Genomic DNA, 18,957 nt, shown 5'->3' with positions numbered 1-18,957 from the left:
AGGAGTTGCAATGAAGCACAGGAGAAGCGTTCTTATCATCGGCGCGGGTGTCGCAGCGGCGTCGCTGCTCGGGCTGGCAGCCTGCTCGTCTCAAGACGACACACCCGGTACGGAGGGCGGGGGCAAAGTCGTCCTCTCGGTCGCCGGATGGAAGGGCGGTGAGTCCGAGCCCGCCAACATGGAGGCCATCAACGATCTCTTCGCCGAGGAGCACCCTGAGATCGAGCTGAAGTTCGAAGTCGTGCCGCCGAACGACGCCTACGTGCAGGCACTGTCGCCCCAGTTCCTCGCCGGTGACGCGCCGGATGTGATCATGACCGACGCTCCCAAGATGGCGACGTGGGCCGATTCGGGCTACCTCGAGGCGCTCGACGATGAGGAGTGGGTCGCCGACATCGTTCCCGGGTTGCGGACCTTCACCGAGTTCGACGACATCACCTACGGATTCCCCATGGAACAGATCGGCATTGGGCTGTTCGCGAACATGGACATCCTCGCCGAGGCGGGCATCACCGAGGTGCCGACCAACGCAACCGAGTTCACGACCGCACTCGAAGCCCTCCAAGCCGCAGGCCTTCCCGGCCTCGCGCTCCCGAACAAATCCGGCTGGACCGGACGCATGCTGCTCACCGCTGCGGCGGCAAGCGACGTATACCCCGGCTCGGACGACCTCGACACCGACATCCGAAACGGCGATGCGAAACTCGCCGGTGAGTGGGATGCGTCGCTCGACAGCCTGATCGCTCTCGAGGACGACGGGTTCATCGACTGGAGTGCACAGCTCGGCGTGGACGAGTTCACCCAGGGCCGTCCGGACTTCATCGCTGGCAAGTCGTCGTTCTGGTTCCAGGGTGCCTGGAACCTTCAGGGCATCATCGATGAGGGCGTCAACGTGCAGTTCGCTCCGTGGCCCGGCGCCACCGCCGGCGATAGCTACGGTCTCCTCTTCCCGGGCACGATGTGGTCGATCAACGCCGCGTCCGAGGTGAAGGATGCCGCACGCACGTACCTCGAGTTCTGGAACGACCCCGAAGTGCTGGGGTTGTTCCTCGATGCAGAGAACGCGTTCACCACCTTCGAGGACGGAGTCTCGCCGGACAAGCCGCAACTCGCGGCGTTCTCGGCCGCCGTCGAGGAGGGGAACGTCGCCTACACGCCGGTGAACTCGTGGATGGTCGGTGATGCGCTGACCGCCGTGAACACGAGCGTGCAGTCGCGGATGCTGGGTGACCTCACCACCGAAGCCGCTCTGACCTCCATCGACGAGGCAATCGCTCGCCTTCGATGACTCGCGTCGGGGGCTGTCGGTACGGTGCCGGCGGCCCCCGCCATACACGCTTCCCAACCCTCCGGAGAAGAACGACCCATGCACACCAGAAGATTCCCGGCCGCATCGACGGCGCTCTTGCCGGCGCTGGCGATCTATGCGGTGTTCATCCTGCTCCCGCTGGTGCAGGGTCTCTACCTGAGCTTCACCGACAGCAATGGCGGACCCCGGGCCAACTTCGTCGGGCTCGACAACTATGCGTACGCGCTCGCGCATCCGGATGCCGGACGTGCTATATGGAATACCCTCATCTACACGGTCTTCGTCGTCGTGGTTCAGAACGGGCTGGGACTTGTGCTCGCGAGAGCGCTGAGTACCCGGTCGCCTCGGGTGCGGACGGCACTGAGCCTCGCACTGCTGTGCCCGACTCTCATCTCACCAGTGATGGCGGCATTCATCTGGTCGTACCTGTACCGCCCGGACGGAGCGATCAACTCCTTCCTCGGCTCGATCGGACTGGATGCGCTGCAGCAAGTCTGGCTCGGTGACCCTGCCACCGCCCTGATCGCCGTGGGCGTGGTGAACGTCTGGATGTTCACGGGCTACTCCACGGCAATCTTCCTCGCCGGCTTCCTCGGCATGCCGAAGGACATCCTCGAGGCGGCGTCGATCGATGGTGCCACCGGCTTCCAGCGCTTCTTCCGGATCGAATGGCCGTTGCTCGCCCCCGCCCTCACCGTAAACATCACGCTCTCGCTGATCGGCTGCCTGCGGGTCTTCGAGTTCCCTTTGGTCATGACCAACGGCGGGCCTGCCGGATCTACCCAGACGCTCACACTGCTCATCTACCGCAACGTGTTCGGTGACGGAGACTTCGCCTACGGGATCACTCTCGCAGTCGTGCTCCTCGTGCTCATCATCGTCGTCGCCGGTGGCGTGAACGCCATGCTGCGCCGGCGCGAGCAGAACATCTAGGAGAGAAACGATGTCCGCAAACTCCGTCGCCCTCGCGCGCCGCGTCCGCCAGGGCGCTGGCACCCTCATCCTGGTCCTCGTGACCTTCGGGTTCCTCTGGCCATTTCTCTTCGCCGTTGTCACATCGTTCCGGCCCACGTCGGACGTCTACAACGACCCACTGGGAATACCCACGCGGCTCACGCTGGACAACTTCATCTCCGCCGCGGTCGAGCTCAACTATGTCCAGAGCGTGTTCAACACGGTGCTCATCCTCGTCTGCACCTGCGTGCTGTTGGTTCTATTCGGGGCGCTCGCGAGCCACCCACTCGCTCGACTGACCCGCAGCTGGACGCCGTGGGTCTACCGGCTCTTCATCCTCGGGACGAGCCTGCCGATCTTCGTCACCCTCGCTCCGCTGTATCTGCTGATGCGCGACATCGGGCTGTTGAACACGCAACTCGGTGTGATCCTCATCTACACGGCGACGTATCTGCCGATCACGATCTTCTTCTACACGAGCTTCATCCGAGGGATCCCCGCCGAGCTGGAAGAGGCGGCGGCGATCGACGGGGCCGGGTTCCTGCGCACCTTCCTGCTCATCGTGATGCCGCTGCTCAGGCCGATCACCGGCACGCTGCTGATCTACGTTTCGTTGCACATCTGGAACGACCTCGTCGTCCCTCTGGTCTTCCTGAGGGACCCGAACTTGCGCACAGTGATGGTCAATGCTTACGCGCTGGTCAATCCGAATACCGTGGAGCCGACGATGCTGTTCCCGGCTGCCGTGCTGGGCGTGCTCCCGCTGCTTATCGTCTTCGCCATCCTCCAGCGTCAGGTCGTCGAGGGCATCACGGCAGGGGCGGTGAAGTCATGACGCACGTCCGCGAGGTGCTGCACCAAGCGAAAATCATGGGTATTGTCCGCGAGACGGACGCGTCAGTCGGCCTGGCGCTCGCGGGCGCCGCGCTCGAAGCTGGACTCGCGGCAATCGAGGTATCATTCACGACGCCGGATGCCGCGGGCATCATGAGTGTCCTACGTCGCCAGTATCCGCAGGCCTCCATTGGTGCCGGAACCATCACGACTCCGGCCGCGGCGCGGACCGCAGCCGAGGCTGGGGCGCAGTTCATGGTCTCGCAGGGACTCGACGGGAGCACACTCCGAGCCGCCCGCGAGGCGGGCGTTCCGTTCTTCCCCGGTGTGCTGACCCCTACGGAGTTGATCGCCGCACTTTCCGAGGGCGCGACCGCGGTCAAGATCTTTCCGCTCGCCGCTATGGGACCGTCGTACCTCCGGGACCTCCGAGGGCCCTTCCCCGATGTCGAAATGATCGCCGTCGGTGGAATGGACCTCAGCAGATCAAAGCGGGCGTTGCAGGATGGAGCCTGCTGCGTCGGTATCGGATCGCCGCTGTTCGGCGCTCCGTCCGCATTGCGTCGTGGCGGTGCCGAGCACCTCGCTCTCGTGCAGGCTGCTGTGCAGGAGTATCTCGCCCTGGACCTGTCATGAGGGCGGGATCAGCGGGAGATGATTACGACGTCGTGACCGTCGGTGAGAGCCTCGGGGTCTTCGGAACCCTCGAGGCCGGCCGGCTCGGGAGCGGACGGGAGTTTGTGTTCCGGGTGGCCGGAGCCGAATCCAATTTCGCTATCGCGGTGCAGCGCCTCGGGCTGAAAGCGCAATGGGTCAGCGTCCTGGGAAACGATGATGTCGGCCAGGCTATCCGGCGAGAGCTTCGTGCTGAGGGGGTCGCGGTGAAGGCGGCGATCGACCTCGAAGCCGCCACCGCCAGCATGATCAAGGTACATCGTTCTGTGCATTCAATGACCGCCACATACTTTAGGAGCAATTCTGCGTTCGCCACCGCCACTCGTGAACGATTCGACGTCGACGACGTGCGGCGCGCGCGGTGCCTGCACTTCAGTGGAATCTCGATCGCCGTCAGCCCAGGAGCGACCGAGGCGATCGACGCGGCCATCGATGAAGCGCGGGAAGGAGGAGCCATGGTCTCGATGGATGTAAATCATCGCAGGGCCATCTGGTCCGACGACGAGACCGCCGGTGTACATCTCCGCGCGTTCGCGTCGCGCTGCGACGTGCTGTTCGCGAGCCCGGAGGAGGCAGCGCTCATCGTCGGACCAGGCACTCCGGAGCAGCAGGCGGAGGCGTTAAACGACCTCGGCATCGAGACAGTGGCGATCAAGCTCGGATCTCAAGGGGCGCTCTGCCGGCAGGACGGACGGGTCGAGTTTCGTCCCGCTCTGGACGTCACAGTCGTCGATGCCGTCGGCGCCGGCGACGCCTTCGCCGGGGGTTTCATCGCCGCGTATCTTCGCGATGCTGATATCGGAACGGCGCTGGAGTACGGCAATACGGTCGCGGCGTTCGCGATCACCGCGCGTGGGGATTGGGAGAACTTGCCGACACCGGATGAGTTTGACCTCATCCGGTGCACGGACATGGTCCGTTGACCGCGTTCAGTCCGTGCCGGAGTCGAAAGCCGCGCCTTCGGATGCGGCATCCACAGCGTCCGCGAGGGCTTCATCCTCGGCATCCGACGCGGTGATCTCGGATGCTTCGCCCGCAGTCACACGACCGACGAGCTCGCCCGTGGCGCCACCCACGAGGCCGAGGCTCGCGTACTGCTCGAGGCGCGAGCGCGAGTCGGCGATGTCGAGGTTGCGCATCGTCAGCTGACCGATGCGGTCGACCGGGCCGAAGGCCGCATCTCCCACGCGCTCCATCGAGAGCTTCTCCGGACCGTACGAGAGGTTCGGCGAGACGGTGTCGAGGATCGTCCAGTCGTCGCCGCGGCGGAGGCGGATCGTCACAGTGCCCGAGATCGTAAGCCCGACCCAGCGCTGGATCGACTCGCGCAGCATGAGCGACTGCGGCTCGAGCCAGCGTCCCTCGTACATGAGGCGCCCGAGGCGGCGGCCCTGCTCATGGTAGGTCGCGAGGGTGTCCTCGTTCAGGATGCCGTTGACGAGGCGCTCGTAGGCGATGAAGAGCAGCGCCATGGCCGGGGCTTCGTAGATGCCGCGCGACTTCGCCTCGATGATGCGGTTCTCGATCTGGTCGCTCATGCCGAGGCCGTGGCGTCCGCCGATCGTGTTCGCCTCGTTCACGAGCGCCACCGGGTCGGAGTACTCGACGCCGTTGATGGCGACGGGACGTCCGGCCTCGAAAGTGACCGTGACATCCTCGGTCTCGATCGCGACGGAGGGGTCCCAGAACTTCACGCCCATGATCGGGTCGACGGTCTCGAGCGAGACGTTGAGGTGCTCGAGGGTCTTCGCCTCGTGCGTGGCACCCCAGATGTTCGCGTCGGTCGAGTAGGCCTTCTCGGCGGCGTCGCGGTACGGGAAGCCGTGCTCGACGAGCCACTCGCTCATCTCCTGGCGGCCGCCGAGCTCGGTGACGAAGTCAGCGTCGAGCCAAGGCTTGTAGATGCGCAGGCGCGGGTTGGCGAGCAGACCGTAGCGGTAGAACCGCTCGATGTCGTTGCCCTTGTAGGTGGAGCCGTCACCCCAGATGTCGACGCCGTCTTCCTTCATGGCGCGAACGAGCATGGTGCCGGTGACGGCGCGGCCGAGGGGGGTGGTGTTGAAGTAGGTCTTGCCGCCAGAGCGGATGTGGAACGCACCGCACTGCAGGGCGACGAAGCCTTCTTCGACCAGGGCGGTCTTCGCGTCGATGATGCGGGCGATCTCGGCGCCGTACTCGAGCGCGCGGCCGGGGATCGACTCGATGTCGTCCTCGTCGGGCTGGCCGAGGTCACCGGTATAGGTGCAGGGGATCGCTCCCTTGTCGCGCATCCATGCGACAGCGACGGAGGTGTCAAGGCCTCCGGAGAAGGCGATGCCGACGCGCTCGCCGACGGGGAGTGACTGAAGGACCTTGGACATGGTGTCCAGTCTATCGGCGGGTGGCGTGTCGTCTGTTCTCCTCCGGTTCGAGTGGATGCTGAGGACGAACCGCCACTCAGTACCCCGGGTACTCCCGCATCCGCTCTTCGAACTCTTCGCGGTCAGCCTCGCTGAGCAGCTGAGGTGCGAGGAACGAGATCCGCAGACCCTCCAGGGGTTCACCGGTCTTTGCGCTGTCGGACTCGCGCTCCGCGCGCAGCTCACCGGCCGGGTCATTCGAGAGATCGAAGAGCACCGCGTAGAACCGCAGCGGATCGGGGTAGTTGTCGGTGTACCACTCCCAGGTGTGCTGCGTGTGCGCGTCCGCGGTGCCGTAGAACTTCTCGAGGATCGTGTCGTCGAGGCTCGAGGACGGTTCGTTGAACGAGTACATCCCGTAGAAGCCGCGCTCGACGAGCACGTCTTCGATCACGCGCATGATCTCGAGCTTGCGGTCGTGGTCCTGGACCGGCTCATTCGTCATCCACGGCACGGAGATGTACTGCACCAGCATCGACTCGCCGCCGTATCCGTTGCGTTCGGGGCGCAGGTCCTCTGGTCCGACTTGCGTCCACGTATACCCGAAGCGGTCGCTGAGGCGCTGGCGGATCTGGGCCGACGCGGCATCGCTCTCGGCGCGCACCTCTTCGAGCGAAGGCTGCGCGAGGACTTCGGCAGCCGACAGATCCTTGACGCCCGGATACGCCGCCGCGTGCCTCTGCTCCGCGGTCTGCTGGCCGCCGTAGCTTCCGGATGCCGAGGTCTGCAGCGCGCTCATCGCACCCACCGTCGCGACGTTCAGCAGCAGCATGATGACCAGAGCGGATGCTCCGAGCACCCGCCCGCGCGGCGAGCACAGTGCGGCGATGATCACTCCCACCACGACCAGTTGCAGCACCAGCATCGTGGCGCCGTAGAGCAGATCGGTGCCGCCGCCGAACAGCGTCGCCAGCAGAGTCAGCGCGAACAGAATGGCGGCGACGAGCGCGATCCACCCGACTGCGCCGGCGGACTGTTTCTCGGCCGTCGCCTCAGCGCTGTTGACGAGCGGGGCTGTCGGGAACAGCGGCGGCTGCGCGGTCGGGCGCCTGGCGCCCTGATATCCACCGGGTGGCGGAAGAGGAGGCGCGCCCTCGGCCCCAGCGATGTAGCGGGCCCGCTTCGGATCTACCATGGCTTGTCCGTCCCGCCGCCGGGGCCGTCTTCATCGCCCTGGTTCTGCTGCCGCTCCTCGGCGCCCTGTTCGAGCTTCTTCTGCAGTTCGTCGAGCTTGTCCTGGTTCGGCTGAGTCTGCTGCTGTTCATCTCCCCGGTCAGGGTTCTGCTGCTGATCGCTCTGCTGCTGCTTCTCCTGCAGGCGGTCCTGCAGCTCGCCGAGAGTGTCACTCATGCTGCGGTCAGGGTCCGGTGACTGCTGATCGGCCTCTTCGCTGTCGCACTCCTCCGGCGTCTCGGCGGTCACCTTCAGCGCCTCGCCGTACAGCTGCACGGAACCCGGGCCATCACCGTCCGCGCGCGCGGCATCGCCCTGGCGCTCGATCACGAGTGCGAGATTCACGCGCACGGCGCAGACCTCGAGACCGGATGCCAGGGGCAGCGCCTCCTCGAGCTTGCTGCGGGCGGCATCGAGCTCCTCCGCGCCCGCGAGGGCTGTGCCCAGGTTGTAGGGAGCCTTGTACGGCTCGAACCAGTTCAAGAACTCCTGACTCTGCGCGGCTGAGGTCGAGCCCGAGTAGTCGCCCACGACGTAGGTCGAAATCGCCTGGTGGGCGAAGCCGTACATGCTCAGCAGTTTGCCGACGAACAGCAGCGCGGCGAGGGTGAGCGGGAGCGTGCCGATCAGAACCCAGCGCCGGATGCGCCGACGACGCCGATTCGCCGCGAGAAGAGCGGCCGCGGCATCCGCCTGCCCTTCGACAGGCTCCGAGATCGTCGGGATCATGCGTCGCCCCCTCGAACAGCGAGTCCGCGCAGCTGCGTCACGAGCATCGTGGCGCGTGCGAGCTCCACTCCCAGCAGCACCACGATGAGCAGCGCGAACACCCAGTACAGCTCGATGACGTTGCCCACCGAACCGGACTCGGCGTAGTTCGTCGTCGTGGTCGGCGCCTCCGGCAGGTCGAGGGAGGATGTGGCATCCCGGAGCTGGAGCGGAACGCCCAACTCATCCGCGATCGCCTGCAGGTTCGCCTCATCGAGGACCGACATGGCCGGTGTGCCCTGGTACTCGATGTATTCGCCGGCATCGCTTCCGGTCCCTGAGCCTGTCGAGTCGGTCCCTGAGCTTGTCGAAGGGTCGCCGGAGGTGATCTTCATCGGGCCGCCCTCGCTCGTGCCGTAGCCGAGCACTTCACCGCCGTCGATGAAGTCCGCGCTACCGGCGAACGACTCCGGCTCGGTTGTCACGGTCTGCTCACCATCGCCGAGGTAGAACACCATGCGCGAGCGGTCAGGCGCCGACTCCGCCGCAGCGGCGAGCGTCTCTTCGAGCATCGTGCTCGCGATGCCGATCGAGCTACCGCGCGACTGCGATGTGACCTCGGGATGCAGGATCTCGAGCGAGGAGATCAGCGCTGTGGTGTCCGTCGTCAGCGGCAGCCGCTGCTCGGCGGACGCATCGAAGGTGATCAGCGCGAAGCGCGCCCCCGGATACTCGTCGACGATCGATTGCACATCGGCGCGCACGCCGCTAAGCCGCGGCTGGTCGCCGTCCCAGTCCTCCGCGACGATGCTCGCTGTGGTGTCGAGCACGATGACGATGTCGGTTTCGGTTGCCAGAGTCTGCACGGCACCGCCGGGAATACCGGGACGCAGCAGCATGAAGAAGCACGCCAGCAGCATCACCAGGCGCATCGTCCACATGACACGGTGTCCGCGCATCAGCATCCACACGGCGACGGCCGCGACCGGCGCGAACAGCAGGATCAGCAGGAAGATGTTGAGGACGGGCTGGAAGATCACAGGCGCACCCTCCACATCAACACGATGAATCCGAGGGCGAGCACGAACAGCACGGCGATCCACACGTTCGGGGTGTCGGTCCAGACCACTTGTGCCTGGCCGCGCAGCTCGGTGGCATCCTGCTCCTGCACGTCGGCGATGATGTCGGCGACGGTCGTCGTGTCGCGCAATCCGTAGGCTTCGCCGCCCGTCGCCTGGGCGGCGGCGACCAGCTCGTCGCTGATCTCGGTGTTCACTCCCTGCACGGGATTGAGAGCGAAGACGCGCACACCGGCGGAGGCTGCGTAGCTCGCAGCCTCCTCGAGCGAAACGATGGAGGCCCCGGCGAGCTCGTTGTCTGTGGCGAGGATGATCGAGCGGCTGCGTTCGTCGTCCTGGTGATCGAAGCGCATGGCACAGGATGCGAGGCCGTCGCCGATGAGCGAGGCGCCGGGGCCGTTGAGAGTGCCGACCCAGTGCTCGGGGATCTCCTCCATGTAATCGAAGCTCGAGCGGATGCTCTCGAGGTGCGTGCGGATGAACTCGTAGTCATCGGTCAGCGGGAAGACCTGCACAGGAGAGCTGTTGAAGATCGTCAGCCCGATGCGCTCGCCTTCGAAGCCGTCGAGCAGCTCTTCGAACACTGTGAGCACTTCGACGTCGACGTCGCTCATGGATCCCGAGACATCCAGGCACAGCATGATGTCGCGGCTGGTGTTGACGGGCTGGATCGTCTGGGACGACATCGGCCGGGCGGCGACCACGCCGCCGATGACCGTCGCGATCACGCCGAGAGCGATGACGCCGGCGAGGGCCGCAGTGCGCCGCTGCACGGCGCGGCGGAACGAGGGGAGCCCCCGCAGGCGTTCAGCGCGGGCGATCGGTGCGCTCGGTGCGGACTCGTGCTGCGCGCCCCGCTGCAAGCCGATCAGTAGACCGGTGCCGATCGCGATGACGATCACCGCGACGGCGATGAGGACGACCCACCAGTTCGCTAGTGCCATGTCGCCACCACCTTGCGGGCGGCCTCTGCGCCAGCGTGCGGGTCGAGGGCGGGGCCTCTGCGGAAGGCGTTCGGGTAGTAGTGCCGAGCCATCGCTTCGACGAGCGCCGGCTGCACGCCCATCTTCACGAGGTCATCGAGCGCGAGCACGGGAGCCTCGAGCCCGCTGTACTCGTTGACGAACGCGCGCACGACGCGGCTCAGCTCAAGGTTCGCGCTGCGCGCGGTCAGCGCTCCCGCCCGGTACGCGGCCTCGATCAGATTGATCTCTGCGTCATATTCCATTCGTAGCATAGACAGTACATCGCCCGTCGGCGGAGCGATCGGCATGTGACCGGCAAGCGTGATGCTGCGCTTCGGACGCGTGAGGAAGAACAGCAACCACCCTGCGAGAGCGAGCAGGGCAAGGATGCCGAGGGCGAGGAGGATCCAACCCCATCCGTACTGCGCGGGAGGGTACAGCTCGTCAGCGGCGGACATGCGCCCTCCGATTCAGCAGGCGCAGCAGCTCTCCCACCGCGGCATCTTGCGTATCGAGAGCGGCGCGGCTGATCTCTAACCGGTCGAGTAGATCGTCGCGTCGCGCGGCATCTGCCCGGGATTGTGCGGCGATCTCGCCGAGAACCTCGGCATCGCCATGCACGAAGTCGGGGACCGCCCAGCGGGTGTTCACATCTGCACGTGCGGCGTGAGAGGCGAAAGGGAGTGCGGGGTCGGCATCGCGCAGCGTGATCCACAGCACATCATGCTGCACGCGCAGGCGGCGCAGCATCCGCTCGGTCTCATCGGTGACGGGGGCGTCATCGGTGACGACCACGACGATGCACCGCTTCGCGACCGTGCGCGCGACGTACGAGAGCAGCGCGTCGCGATCGCTGGGTGCGCTCGCGTTCGCGATCTCATGATCGAGCGCGCGCAGCGCGTGCTCGAGCGCACCTTCGCTGCGCCCCGGCGCGCGACGGCGGATGCGCTGGGCGTCGCCGTGCACGACGCTGAAATCGTCACCGTGCCGAAGGGCCAGGATGCCGAGGGCCCCGGTGGCGAGGATCGCGAGGTCCTTCTTCGGTTGCTCATCGTGTGCGAGCGCGGTCATCGAGAGGCCGGTGTCGACCACGAACAGCACCGTGTGCATGCGGTTCGCGCGGTGGCGCTTGACGAGCGGCTCACCCATCCGCGCCGTCGCCCGCCAGTCGATGTCGCGCACCTGATCGCCGTACTCGTACTGGCGCAGATCCTCGAAATCGAGGCTGCGCCCGTGCAGAAGAGACGCGTAGGCGCCGTCGAGCGCGTGCATCGACTTCTGCGACGAGTGGATGAAGAGCTTGCTCTTCACCTGGGTGATCAGGCTTGCCATCGTCAGGGGGTGGGGACTGCGCCGAAGATCTGATCGATGATCTCCTCGCTTCGGATGCCTTCGGCATCTGCCTCGAACGTGAGCAGCACCCGGTGGCGGAGCACGACGTGACGGAGGGTGCGGATGTCTTCGGGCAGCACGTGCGTGCGGCCGCCCAGCAGTGCGAGAGCACGGGACGCCTGCAGGAAGGCGATGCTTGCTCGGGGGCTGGCGCCGTACTTGATGAAGCGCGCGCGGTCCTCGCCGATGTAGGGCCCCGGGTTACGGGTCACGTAGGCGAGCTGGACGATGTAGTTGCGGATCGAGGCATCCACATAGATCTTGGATGCTGTCTCCTGCAGCGCCAGGACATCTTCGAGCGTGACGGCACTGGTGACATGCCGGTCGGGGTCGAGCACGCCGGAGTCGATGCGGCCGAGGATCTCGAACTCCTCTGCGGGACTCGGGTACTCGACGATCTCCTTCAGCAGGAAGCGGTCCATCTGCGCTTCGGGCAGCTCGTAGGTGCCCTCCTGCTCGATCGGGTTCTGCGTCGCGATCACCAGGAACGGCTTGGGGAGGTGGTGCACCTCACCGCCGATCGTGGTCTGATGCTCCTGCATCGCCTCGAGCATCGCCGACTGCGTTTTGGCGCTCGAGCGGTTGATCTCGTCGAGCAGCACAAAGTTCGCGTGGACGGGGCCGAGAACAGTGCGGAAGGACCCGGTCTGCGCGTCGTAGATCTGGTTGCCGGTGATGTCGCTGGGCAGCAGATCGGGCGTGCACTGGATGCGCTTGAAGCTCGCCTTGACGGTGTCGGCGAGGGTGGATGCGGCGGTCGTCTTCGCGAGTCCAGGAACGGACTCGAGCAGAATGTGCCCGCCGGCGATGAGGGAGACCAGCAGGCTGGTGCGCAGCCGCTCCTGACCGACCATCTTCGCCGAATAGGAATCGGAGATGACCTTCAGGATGCTGCCGGCGTGCGACATCTCGGCACTGGTGGGGCCGTCGCCTGTCGAAGGGGTCGGAACCGCCGCAGCGGGCCGCGGCGCGGGGGAGCGAGGTGGGGGAGGCGGGGCGGCGGGGCCCTTCGGGCTGGCGGCGTTCGACTCGTCCATCACTGTCTCCTCGCGTCGGCGGGGTCGCAGATCGTTTCCCCCGAAACAGCGTAACCGCCGCATCCGCCATCGCGAGTCAGACGCGGGTGCCGCTAGATTCGATCTCAGCGGCGGGGGGAACCGTGCACAGTCACCGGGAATCGGGATCCTCGCCTGACCGCGCACGACGAATGGAGAACCCGTTGGCTGACCCTGATACCCTCGCGCCGCCGCGCCCCAGACACTGGAAGCGGCTTCGCGGTGGACTGAGCATCCAATCCAAGCTCCTGCTCATGCTGCTCAGCGTCAGCCTGGTCTCGGCGGTCATCGTCGGAGCCATCGGATTCACCAATGGTCGGCAGGCGCTGCAGGATTCGGCACTCGACCAGCTCATCAGCATCCGGGAATTGCGCGCCGCGGAAATCACCGAGACCATCGACTCGGTCATCCGCGATGCGTCGCTGCAGTCACGCAATCTCAGTGCGCAGACGCTGTCGCAGACCATGAATGCGGCGTTCGATGAGCTGCAGAGCGATCCGCTCAGCGAGGAACAGCTCGAGACGCTGGAAACCTACTACGCGGAGGTCTTCATCCCCCCGCTCGAGGAGAGCTCGGAGACGGAGTACAGCGATACCGCTTTCATTCCTGAGTCGAACGCCGGACAACGCCTGCAGCTCGGCTACACCTCGCGCAACCTCGACCTCGATGAGGACTACCAAGAGCTGCTTGCGCGAGAGGATCTCGGCGACGGCACGGCGTACTCGGCCGCGGCCGCGCAGTACGGTGATTACCTCACGCACCTCGTTGAAGAGGCCGGGTACGAGGATGCGCTGCTGTTGAATCTCGACGGCGATGTGGTCTATTCCGCGTACAAGGGCCCAGATCTCGGCACGAACGTAAACACCGGGCCGTATCGCGACACCCTGTTCGCGCAGGCGTATCGCGATGTGACCGCCACGAACTCTGTCGACGCAGTGGAGATCACGGATTTCGAGGCATGGATTCCCTCGCTGAACCACCCCACGATGTGGGTCGTGTCACCCGTGGGCGACGACGATGGCATCACCGGGGTCATGGCGTTCCAGCTGTCTCTCCACAGGATCAACAACGTGATGACCGGTGGCGAGCAATGGGCGGAACAGGGACTCGGCGAGACCGGTGAGGTCTACTTGGTCGGCCGCGACGACCTGATGCGCAGCAATTCGCGTCTGCTCATCGAGCATCCCGACACGTACGCGGAGCGCGCGGCTGACGGCGGCACCTCCCCGAGCATCGCGAGTCGCATCGCCGAGATCGGGGGAGCGGTTCTCCTGCAGCCTGTGACGACCCGGGCTATCTCGGAGGCTCAGGCCGGGCGTGCCGGCACAATGACCGGCCTGGACTATCTCGGCGGAGACAGCGTCATCGCCTACGCTCCGCTGCACATCGAGGGTCTGGATTGGGTGATCAACGCGCGGATCGATACTGCGGAGGCGTTCGCTCCCGTGGTGGAGTTCACCCGCAACGTGCTGCTTTCGCTGCTCGGCATTCTGCTGGGGGTCTCTCTGCTCTCGCTCGTGCTCGCGCAGGCGTTCACTCGGCCGATCCATCGGCTGGTCGGCGCCGTGCGTCAGGTGGCCGCGGGGGATCTGAACGTGCAGGTTCCCGGCGGGGCGAGAGACGAGTTCGGTGACCTCGGCAACGCGTTCAACGACATGGCCTCGAGCCTGCGCGTCAAGCAGGAGCTCATCGAGGAGCAGCAGAAGGAGAACGAAAAGCTGCTGCACACGCTCATGCCTGAGAGTGTGGCCAACCGCTACAAGAAGGGTGACGAGACGATCTCCGAGGCTCACGAGAACGTCTCGGTGGTCTTCGCCGAACTCCTGGGGTTCGACGACTACGCGAGAGGGCTGACCGCGGAGCAGGAGACCAGCCAGCTCAACACTCTGATGCGTGGCATCGACGAGGCTGCCGCCAAGGCCGGTGTCGAGAAGGTCCGGACCCTCCATGGTGGATACCTGGCCTCATCTGGTCTCGTGATCCCGAGGGTGGATAACGTGCGCCGCAGCGTCGAGTTCGCCCGCCAAGCGGTCGAGGTCCTCGACCGCTTCAACGCGCAGAACGGCACGTCGATCACACTGCGTGCCGGCATCGACACCGGCACTGTCACGAGCGGACTCGTGGCGCGCACCAGCCTGGCGTACGACCTGTGGGGTGACGCGGTGAATCTGGCGTATCGGGTGCGCTCGGTGTCGGGGCAGCCTGGCATCTACGTGAGCCAGACGGTGCGTGACCGCACGCAGGAGATGGTCGACTACGTCGAGGCCGGCACGGTCGAGACGCAGGGACAGACCGAGACCGTCTGGAAGGTGGTCTGAGATGACCGAGGCCTTTCGCGACGGGTGGGCGTGGTGGGTGATCGCACTCGCGATCGGTGTGCCAGTGCTGCTGGTGGTCCTCACCGAGGTGATCGGCGCGCTGGTGCGCCGCAACAGTCCGGTCGCTGCACCCATCAAGCTGCTCCGCAACTGGGTGGTGCCGGCGGGCGCACTGTTCGCGCTCCTGATCTTCGCGGTGCGGTCTCCGGCCGACCAGGTCTGGGTGCGCGTCGTCGCCACCGTCTTCGGTTTCCTGGTGATTCTGCTCGTGCTCTCGTCGTTCAACGTGGCGCTGTTCGCGAATGCCTCTCCGGGGTCGTGGCGCGATCGCATTCCGACGATCTTCGTCGAGATCGCCCGGCTGGCCCTGGTGGTCGTCGGGCTCGCGCTCCTGTTCTCCTGGGTGTGGGATGCCGATGTCGGCGGCCTGATCACGGCGCTCGGAGTCACGTCGATCGTGATCGGCCTCGCGTTACAGAATGCGGTGGGCGGTGTCATCTCCGGCCTGCTGCTGCTGTTCGAACAGCCGTTCAAGATCGGAGACTGGCTCGACACCGGCGGCGTGAAGGGGCGGGTCGTTGAGGTCAACTGGCGGGCCGTGCACATCCAGACCGGGGCAGGCATTCAGATCGTGCCGAACTCGACCCTGTCTGGTGCCTCGTTCACGAACATGAGCGAGCCAGCGGGACCGTACTCTGCGAACGCGACGGTGAGCTTCTCCACCGATGACCCCCCGCACGAGGTGATCACGATGCTGATCGACGTCGCCGATGCGCTCCCCATGCGGCTGCACCGGCTGCGCGCGTCGGTCGAGTACGCCGGGAGCGGCTCGTACGGCGTGTCGATTCCCGTCGTGGGCCCTGCTGATGCCGACAGCGCACTCTCGATGTATCTGTCGTGGCTCTGGTACGCGGCGCGCCGGCGGGGCTTCGCGCTGGATGGCGACTCGACCGATCCGGTCGCTGAGCCCGCGCGTCTCGTCGAAGCGATGGCCGCGATCGCGCCGACGCTGCACCTGCGAGAAGACGATACGGAAGCGCTCTTGGACACGGCGCGTCTGGAGCGCTTCGGGATCGGTGAGATCGTGCTGGCCGCGGGCGTCATTCCCGACGAGGTCAAGGTAGTGCTCTCCGGCAGCGCCGTGCTCGGCGCGGAGTTCGATGGCGGCCGGATCGATTTCGGCACGGTCGAGAAGGGCGATCTCATCGGTCTGACCGCACTGACGCGCGAACGCACGGATGCCGTCACCGTGGCCGCCGAGGTCCTCACGCTCGTCGCGATACCGCTGACGTCGATCGATGCGCTGATCCGCACGCGCCCGAGGCTCGCCACCGAGATCGGTGAGTCACTGGAGAACAGGCGACGTCTCGCGGAGGAGACGCTCGCGGAGCTGGGCATAGACGGCAAGCGGATTATCGAAGAAAGACGCCGCAGCGAGGGTCGCTGAATGCCCTCCGTTAGGATGGGAAGGCCCGAGAAGGGCCAGCTCATCAGTCGGTGCGAACCCGACGAAAGCAAGGGGGACACCCATGCCAGGAATTGTGATCGTCGGCGTCCAGTGGGGCGACGAGGGCAAGGGAAAGGCCACTGACCTTCTCGGTGACCGCACGAACTGGGTGGTGAAGTTCAACGGCGGCAACAATGCTGGCCACACGGTCGTGGTCGGCAACGAGAAGTACGCGCTGCACCTGCTGCCCTCAGGCATCCTGTCTCCCGGCGTCACGCCGGTGATCGGCAACGGCGTGGTCATCGACCTCGAGGTGCTCTTCGACGAGCTCGAGGCGCTCTCGGCGCGCGGCGTCGACGTCTCGAAGCTGAGGGTGAGCGCGAACGCGCACATCATCACGCAGTATCACCGCACGCTCGACAAGGTCACCGAGCGCTTCCTCGGCAAGCGCAACATCGGGACGACCGGCCGCGGCATCGGCCCGGCATACGCTGACAAGATCAACCGCGTCGGCATCCGCGTGCAGGATCTCTACGACGAGAACATCCTGCGTCAGAAGGTCGAGGGTGCACTCGACCAGAAGAACCACCTGCTGGTGAAGGTCTTCAACCGCCGCGCGATCACGTGCGATGAGATCGTCGACGAACTGCTTTCCTACGCCGAGCGGCTGCGCCCGATGGTCGCCGACACCGGACACCTGCTCGATGAGGCTCTCCAGCGCGGCGAGGTCGTCGTGTTCGAGGGCGGTCAGGCCACCATGCTCGATGTCGATCACGGCACCTACCCATTCGTGACCTCGTCGACTGCGACGGCTGCGGGCGCGGCATCCGGATCTGGTGTGGGGCCTGGGCGTCTTGACCGCATCGTCGGCATCGTCAAGGCGTACACGACCCGTGTCGGATCGGGCCCGTTCCCGACCGAGCTGCTCGACGAACGCGGCGAGTGGCTGCGCAAGACCGGTTTCGAGTACGGCACGACTACCGGCCGCGTGCGCCGCACGGGCTGGTACGACGCCCCGATCACCCGTTACGCCACGCGGGTGAACGGCATCACCGACCTGGTGCTGACCAAGCTCGACATCCTGACCGGCCTCGAGGAGATCCCGGTCTGTGTCGCGTACGACGTCGACGGCGAGCGCTTCGACGACGTGCCCGTGAACCAGACCGACTTCCACCACGCGAAGCCGATCTACGAGTACTTCCCCGGCTGGTCAGAAGACATCTCCGTCGCCCGCACCTTCGACGACCTGCCGAAGAACGCGCAGGACTACGTGCTCGCGCTCGAGAAGATGAGCAATACGCGCATCTCGGTGATCGGTGTCGGCCCGGAGCGCGACGAGGTCATCGTCCGTCACGACCTCGTCGATTGAGTCTGTCGCGACGATGACGCAGTTCTGGATCGGCGGATACGGCACCGACATGGGCGGCGATGCCAGCGGCATCGGTCTGCTTGAGGGCGATGAGGGGCGCGAGCCCACCACTCTCGCCTACCGTGGCGCTGTCGCAGCCGCTGCGTCGCCGTCGTGGCTGGCCCAGCATCCCTCCCTCGATGTCGTTTACGCGGCGCTCGAAGGATCCGGAACCGTCCAGGCTTTCGTGCGCAACGGCGAATCTTCACTTGCGCCGTTGGGCGCGCCGATCGACGCGGGCGAGGCGGTGTGCCACCTCGCCGTCGCGCCGTCCGGTACGTATCTCGTGGCCAGCTGCTACGGCGACGGCCGTGTGGTGCGGATCACGTTGGATTCCGCCGGACGGCCAGGGGTGCCGACGGTAGCGGATGCCGCAACCGACCCGTACGGCACAGAGGGCGATCCGCGCTCCGCCGATCTCACCGACGTCCTGGCATCTCTCGCGTCCCCGCCCGAGGTCTTGCCCGAGTCCCCGCGTTCCGGACTGCTTCTGTTCGACGAGGCGCTGGGGCTGAACGCTTCTGCGCCAGAGCCCGAAGAAGAAGCTCCGGTGGAAGACGGGCCGGCCCGCCGCTCGCACGCGCATGCCGCGGCATTCCTGCCCGATGGGCGCATTGCGACGACCGATCTCGGCTTCGACCTCGTGCGCATCTGGCGCGTGACGGCGAACGGGCTCACGCAGGACCACAGAGTCGTTCTGCCGCACGGAGTGGGACCGCGCCACATGGTCGTGCACCCGAGCGGTCACCTGCATGTCGTGACCGAGTACTCCGGCGAGGTCTTCACTCTCGCCGCCGGCGAAGACGGCTACTGGGGTGCGATCTCGGCCGTCACCGCAGCTCCCGGAATGCAGGAAGGCCTCGACTTCCCCTCGGAGATCTCGCCTTCGCGCGACGGTGAGACGCTGTACGTCTCGGTGCGCGGCAGCAACACGGTCGCGGCGCTGCGTGTGCGGGGTTCTGGAGAGAGCGTCGAATCGTTCGCGCTCGCCGAGTCCGGAGTCGACTGGCCGCGGCACCACCTCGTGCACGACGGCGCTCTGCTCGTGGCAGGTCAGCGATCAGGCGCCATCAGCGTGCTCGACCTCGATGAGCGCACGGGCGCGCCCCGCGGCATCCGCCATCGCGCAGCGGCGCCCTCGCCGACCAGCATTCTGCTCGCCCGCTGACCTGCGCCGATCTCGGACGCTGGCGGCGCACGTCCCGCGTCAGTCCGCCGCAGGCCGCAGGAGTCTCCTTTAC

The 18,957-nt window shown here is 66.0% G+C and carries 17 protein-coding genes; 9 read left to right on the top strand and 8 right to left on the bottom strand.

Features of this window, described 5'->3' with window-relative positions:
- The first annotated feature begins 10 nt into the window (after positions 1–10).
- The 5 genes from ACTU6U_RS13540 to ACTU6U_RS13520 all read left to right on the top strand — a co-directional run bounded on the left by ACTU6U_RS13540 (position 11) and on the right by ACTU6U_RS13520 (position 4,695).
- Positions 11–1,288 carry an ABC transporter substrate-binding protein gene (locus tag ACTU6U_RS13540; RefSeq protein ID WP_443469643.1) on the top strand — a complete coding sequence of 426 codons (1,278 nt, stop codon included), beginning with the start codon at positions 11–13 and terminating at the stop codon, positions 1,286–1,288.
- 78 nt (positions 1,289–1,366) lie between these two features.
- Positions 1,367–2,242 (top strand): carbohydrate ABC transporter permease, encoded by an 876-nt coding sequence (locus ACTU6U_RS13535; protein WP_443469642.1) that lies wholly within the window; start codon positions 1,367–1,369, stop codon positions 2,240–2,242.
- Between the two features lie 10 nt (positions 2,243–2,252).
- Entirely contained in the window at positions 2,253–3,098 is an 846-nt protein-coding gene (locus tag ACTU6U_RS13530) for a carbohydrate ABC transporter permease (RefSeq protein WP_443469641.1), read from the top strand.
- A complete protein-coding gene (locus ACTU6U_RS13525) occupies positions 3,095–3,733 on the top strand; it encodes a bifunctional 4-hydroxy-2-oxoglutarate aldolase/2-dehydro-3-deoxy-phosphogluconate aldolase (RefSeq protein WP_443469640.1) in 639 nt (212 codons plus the stop codon). The genes ACTU6U_RS13530 and ACTU6U_RS13525 overlap by 4 nt, the downstream gene beginning before the upstream one ends.
- Positions 3,730–4,695, top strand: a complete 966-nt coding sequence (locus ACTU6U_RS13520; RefSeq protein ID WP_443469639.1) for a sugar kinase — start codon at positions 3,730–3,732, stop codon at positions 4,693–4,695. The genes ACTU6U_RS13525 and ACTU6U_RS13520 overlap by 4 nt, the downstream gene beginning before the upstream one ends.
- Positions 4,696–4,701: 6 nt before the next feature.
- On the opposite strand, the gene argG is transcribed toward ACTU6U_RS13520, so the two are convergent.
- From argG to ACTU6U_RS13480, 8 genes are all read right to left on the bottom strand, one after another.
- Positions 4,702–6,132, bottom strand: coding sequence for an argininosuccinate synthase (argG, locus tag ACTU6U_RS13515; protein ID WP_443469638.1), 1,431 nt, complete (start codon positions 6,130–6,132; stop codon positions 4,702–4,704).
- Positions 6,133–6,208: 76 nt separating this feature from the next.
- Positions 6,209–7,306 carry a hypothetical protein gene (locus ACTU6U_RS13510; protein WP_443469637.1) on the bottom strand — a complete coding sequence of 366 codons (1,098 nt, stop codon included), beginning with the start codon at positions 7,304–7,306 and terminating at the stop codon, positions 6,209–6,211.
- On the bottom strand, positions 7,300–8,073 hold the full coding sequence (locus ACTU6U_RS13505) for a tetratricopeptide repeat protein (protein WP_443469636.1): 774 nt from the start codon (positions 8,071–8,073) through the stop codon (positions 7,300–7,302). Before ACTU6U_RS13505 ends, ACTU6U_RS13510 begins: the two co-directional genes overlap by 7 nt.
- A complete protein-coding gene (locus ACTU6U_RS13500; RefSeq protein WP_443469635.1) occupies positions 8,070–9,092 on the bottom strand; it encodes a vWA domain-containing protein in 1,023 nt (340 codons plus the stop codon). Before ACTU6U_RS13500 ends, ACTU6U_RS13505 begins: the two co-directional genes overlap by 4 nt.
- Complete coding sequence (locus ACTU6U_RS13495) at positions 9,089–10,075, bottom strand: VWA domain-containing protein (RefSeq protein ID WP_443469634.1); 987 nt, start codon at positions 10,073–10,075, stop codon at positions 9,089–9,091. The genes ACTU6U_RS13500 and ACTU6U_RS13495 overlap by 4 nt, the downstream gene beginning before the upstream one ends.
- Positions 10,066–10,554 carry a hypothetical protein gene (locus tag ACTU6U_RS13490; RefSeq protein ID WP_443469633.1) on the bottom strand — a complete coding sequence of 163 codons (489 nt, stop codon included), beginning with the start codon at positions 10,552–10,554 and terminating at the stop codon, positions 10,066–10,068. Before ACTU6U_RS13490 ends, ACTU6U_RS13495 begins: the two co-directional genes overlap by 10 nt.
- Positions 10,541–11,407 carry a DUF58 domain-containing protein gene (locus tag ACTU6U_RS13485; RefSeq protein WP_443469632.1) on the bottom strand — a complete coding sequence of 289 codons (867 nt, stop codon included), beginning with the start codon at positions 11,405–11,407 and terminating at the stop codon, positions 10,541–10,543. Before ACTU6U_RS13485 ends, ACTU6U_RS13490 begins: the two co-directional genes overlap by 14 nt.
- Before the next feature lie 23 nt (positions 11,408–11,430).
- Positions 11,431–12,525, bottom strand: a complete 1,095-nt coding sequence (locus ACTU6U_RS13480) for an AAA family ATPase (protein ID WP_443469631.1) — start codon at positions 12,523–12,525, stop codon at positions 11,431–11,433.
- Between the two features lie 182 nt (positions 12,526–12,707).
- Between ACTU6U_RS13480 and ACTU6U_RS13475 the strand changes: the two genes are divergently transcribed.
- The 4 genes from ACTU6U_RS13475 to ACTU6U_RS13460 all read left to right on the top strand — a co-directional run bounded on the left by ACTU6U_RS13475 (position 12,708) and on the right by ACTU6U_RS13460 (position 18,884).
- Positions 12,708–14,861: an adenylate/guanylate cyclase domain-containing protein gene (locus ACTU6U_RS13475; protein WP_443469630.1), complete on the top strand. Its 2,154-nt coding sequence runs from the start codon at positions 12,708–12,710 to the stop codon at positions 14,859–14,861.
- 1 nt (position 14,862) lies between these two features.
- Entirely contained in the window at positions 14,863–16,308 is a 1,446-nt protein-coding gene (locus ACTU6U_RS13470; RefSeq protein ID WP_443469629.1) for a mechanosensitive ion channel domain-containing protein, read from the top strand.
- Between the two features lie 82 nt (positions 16,309–16,390).
- Complete coding sequence (locus ACTU6U_RS13465) at positions 16,391–17,677, top strand: adenylosuccinate synthase (RefSeq protein WP_443469628.1); 1,287 nt, start codon at positions 16,391–16,393, stop codon at positions 17,675–17,677.
- 13 nt (positions 17,678–17,690) lie between these two features.
- Positions 17,691–18,884: a lactonase family protein gene (locus tag ACTU6U_RS13460; RefSeq protein ID WP_443469627.1), complete on the top strand. Its 1,194-nt coding sequence runs from the start codon at positions 17,691–17,693 to the stop codon at positions 18,882–18,884.
- Positions 18,885–18,957: the final 73 nt, after the last annotated feature.

The organism is Microbacterium zouquanmingi (assembly GCF_052266695.1).
Taxonomy (GTDB): domain Bacteria; phylum Actinomycetota; class Actinomycetes; order Actinomycetales; family Microbacteriaceae; genus Microbacterium.
This window is presented reverse-complemented; position numbering and strand designations above follow the sequence as displayed.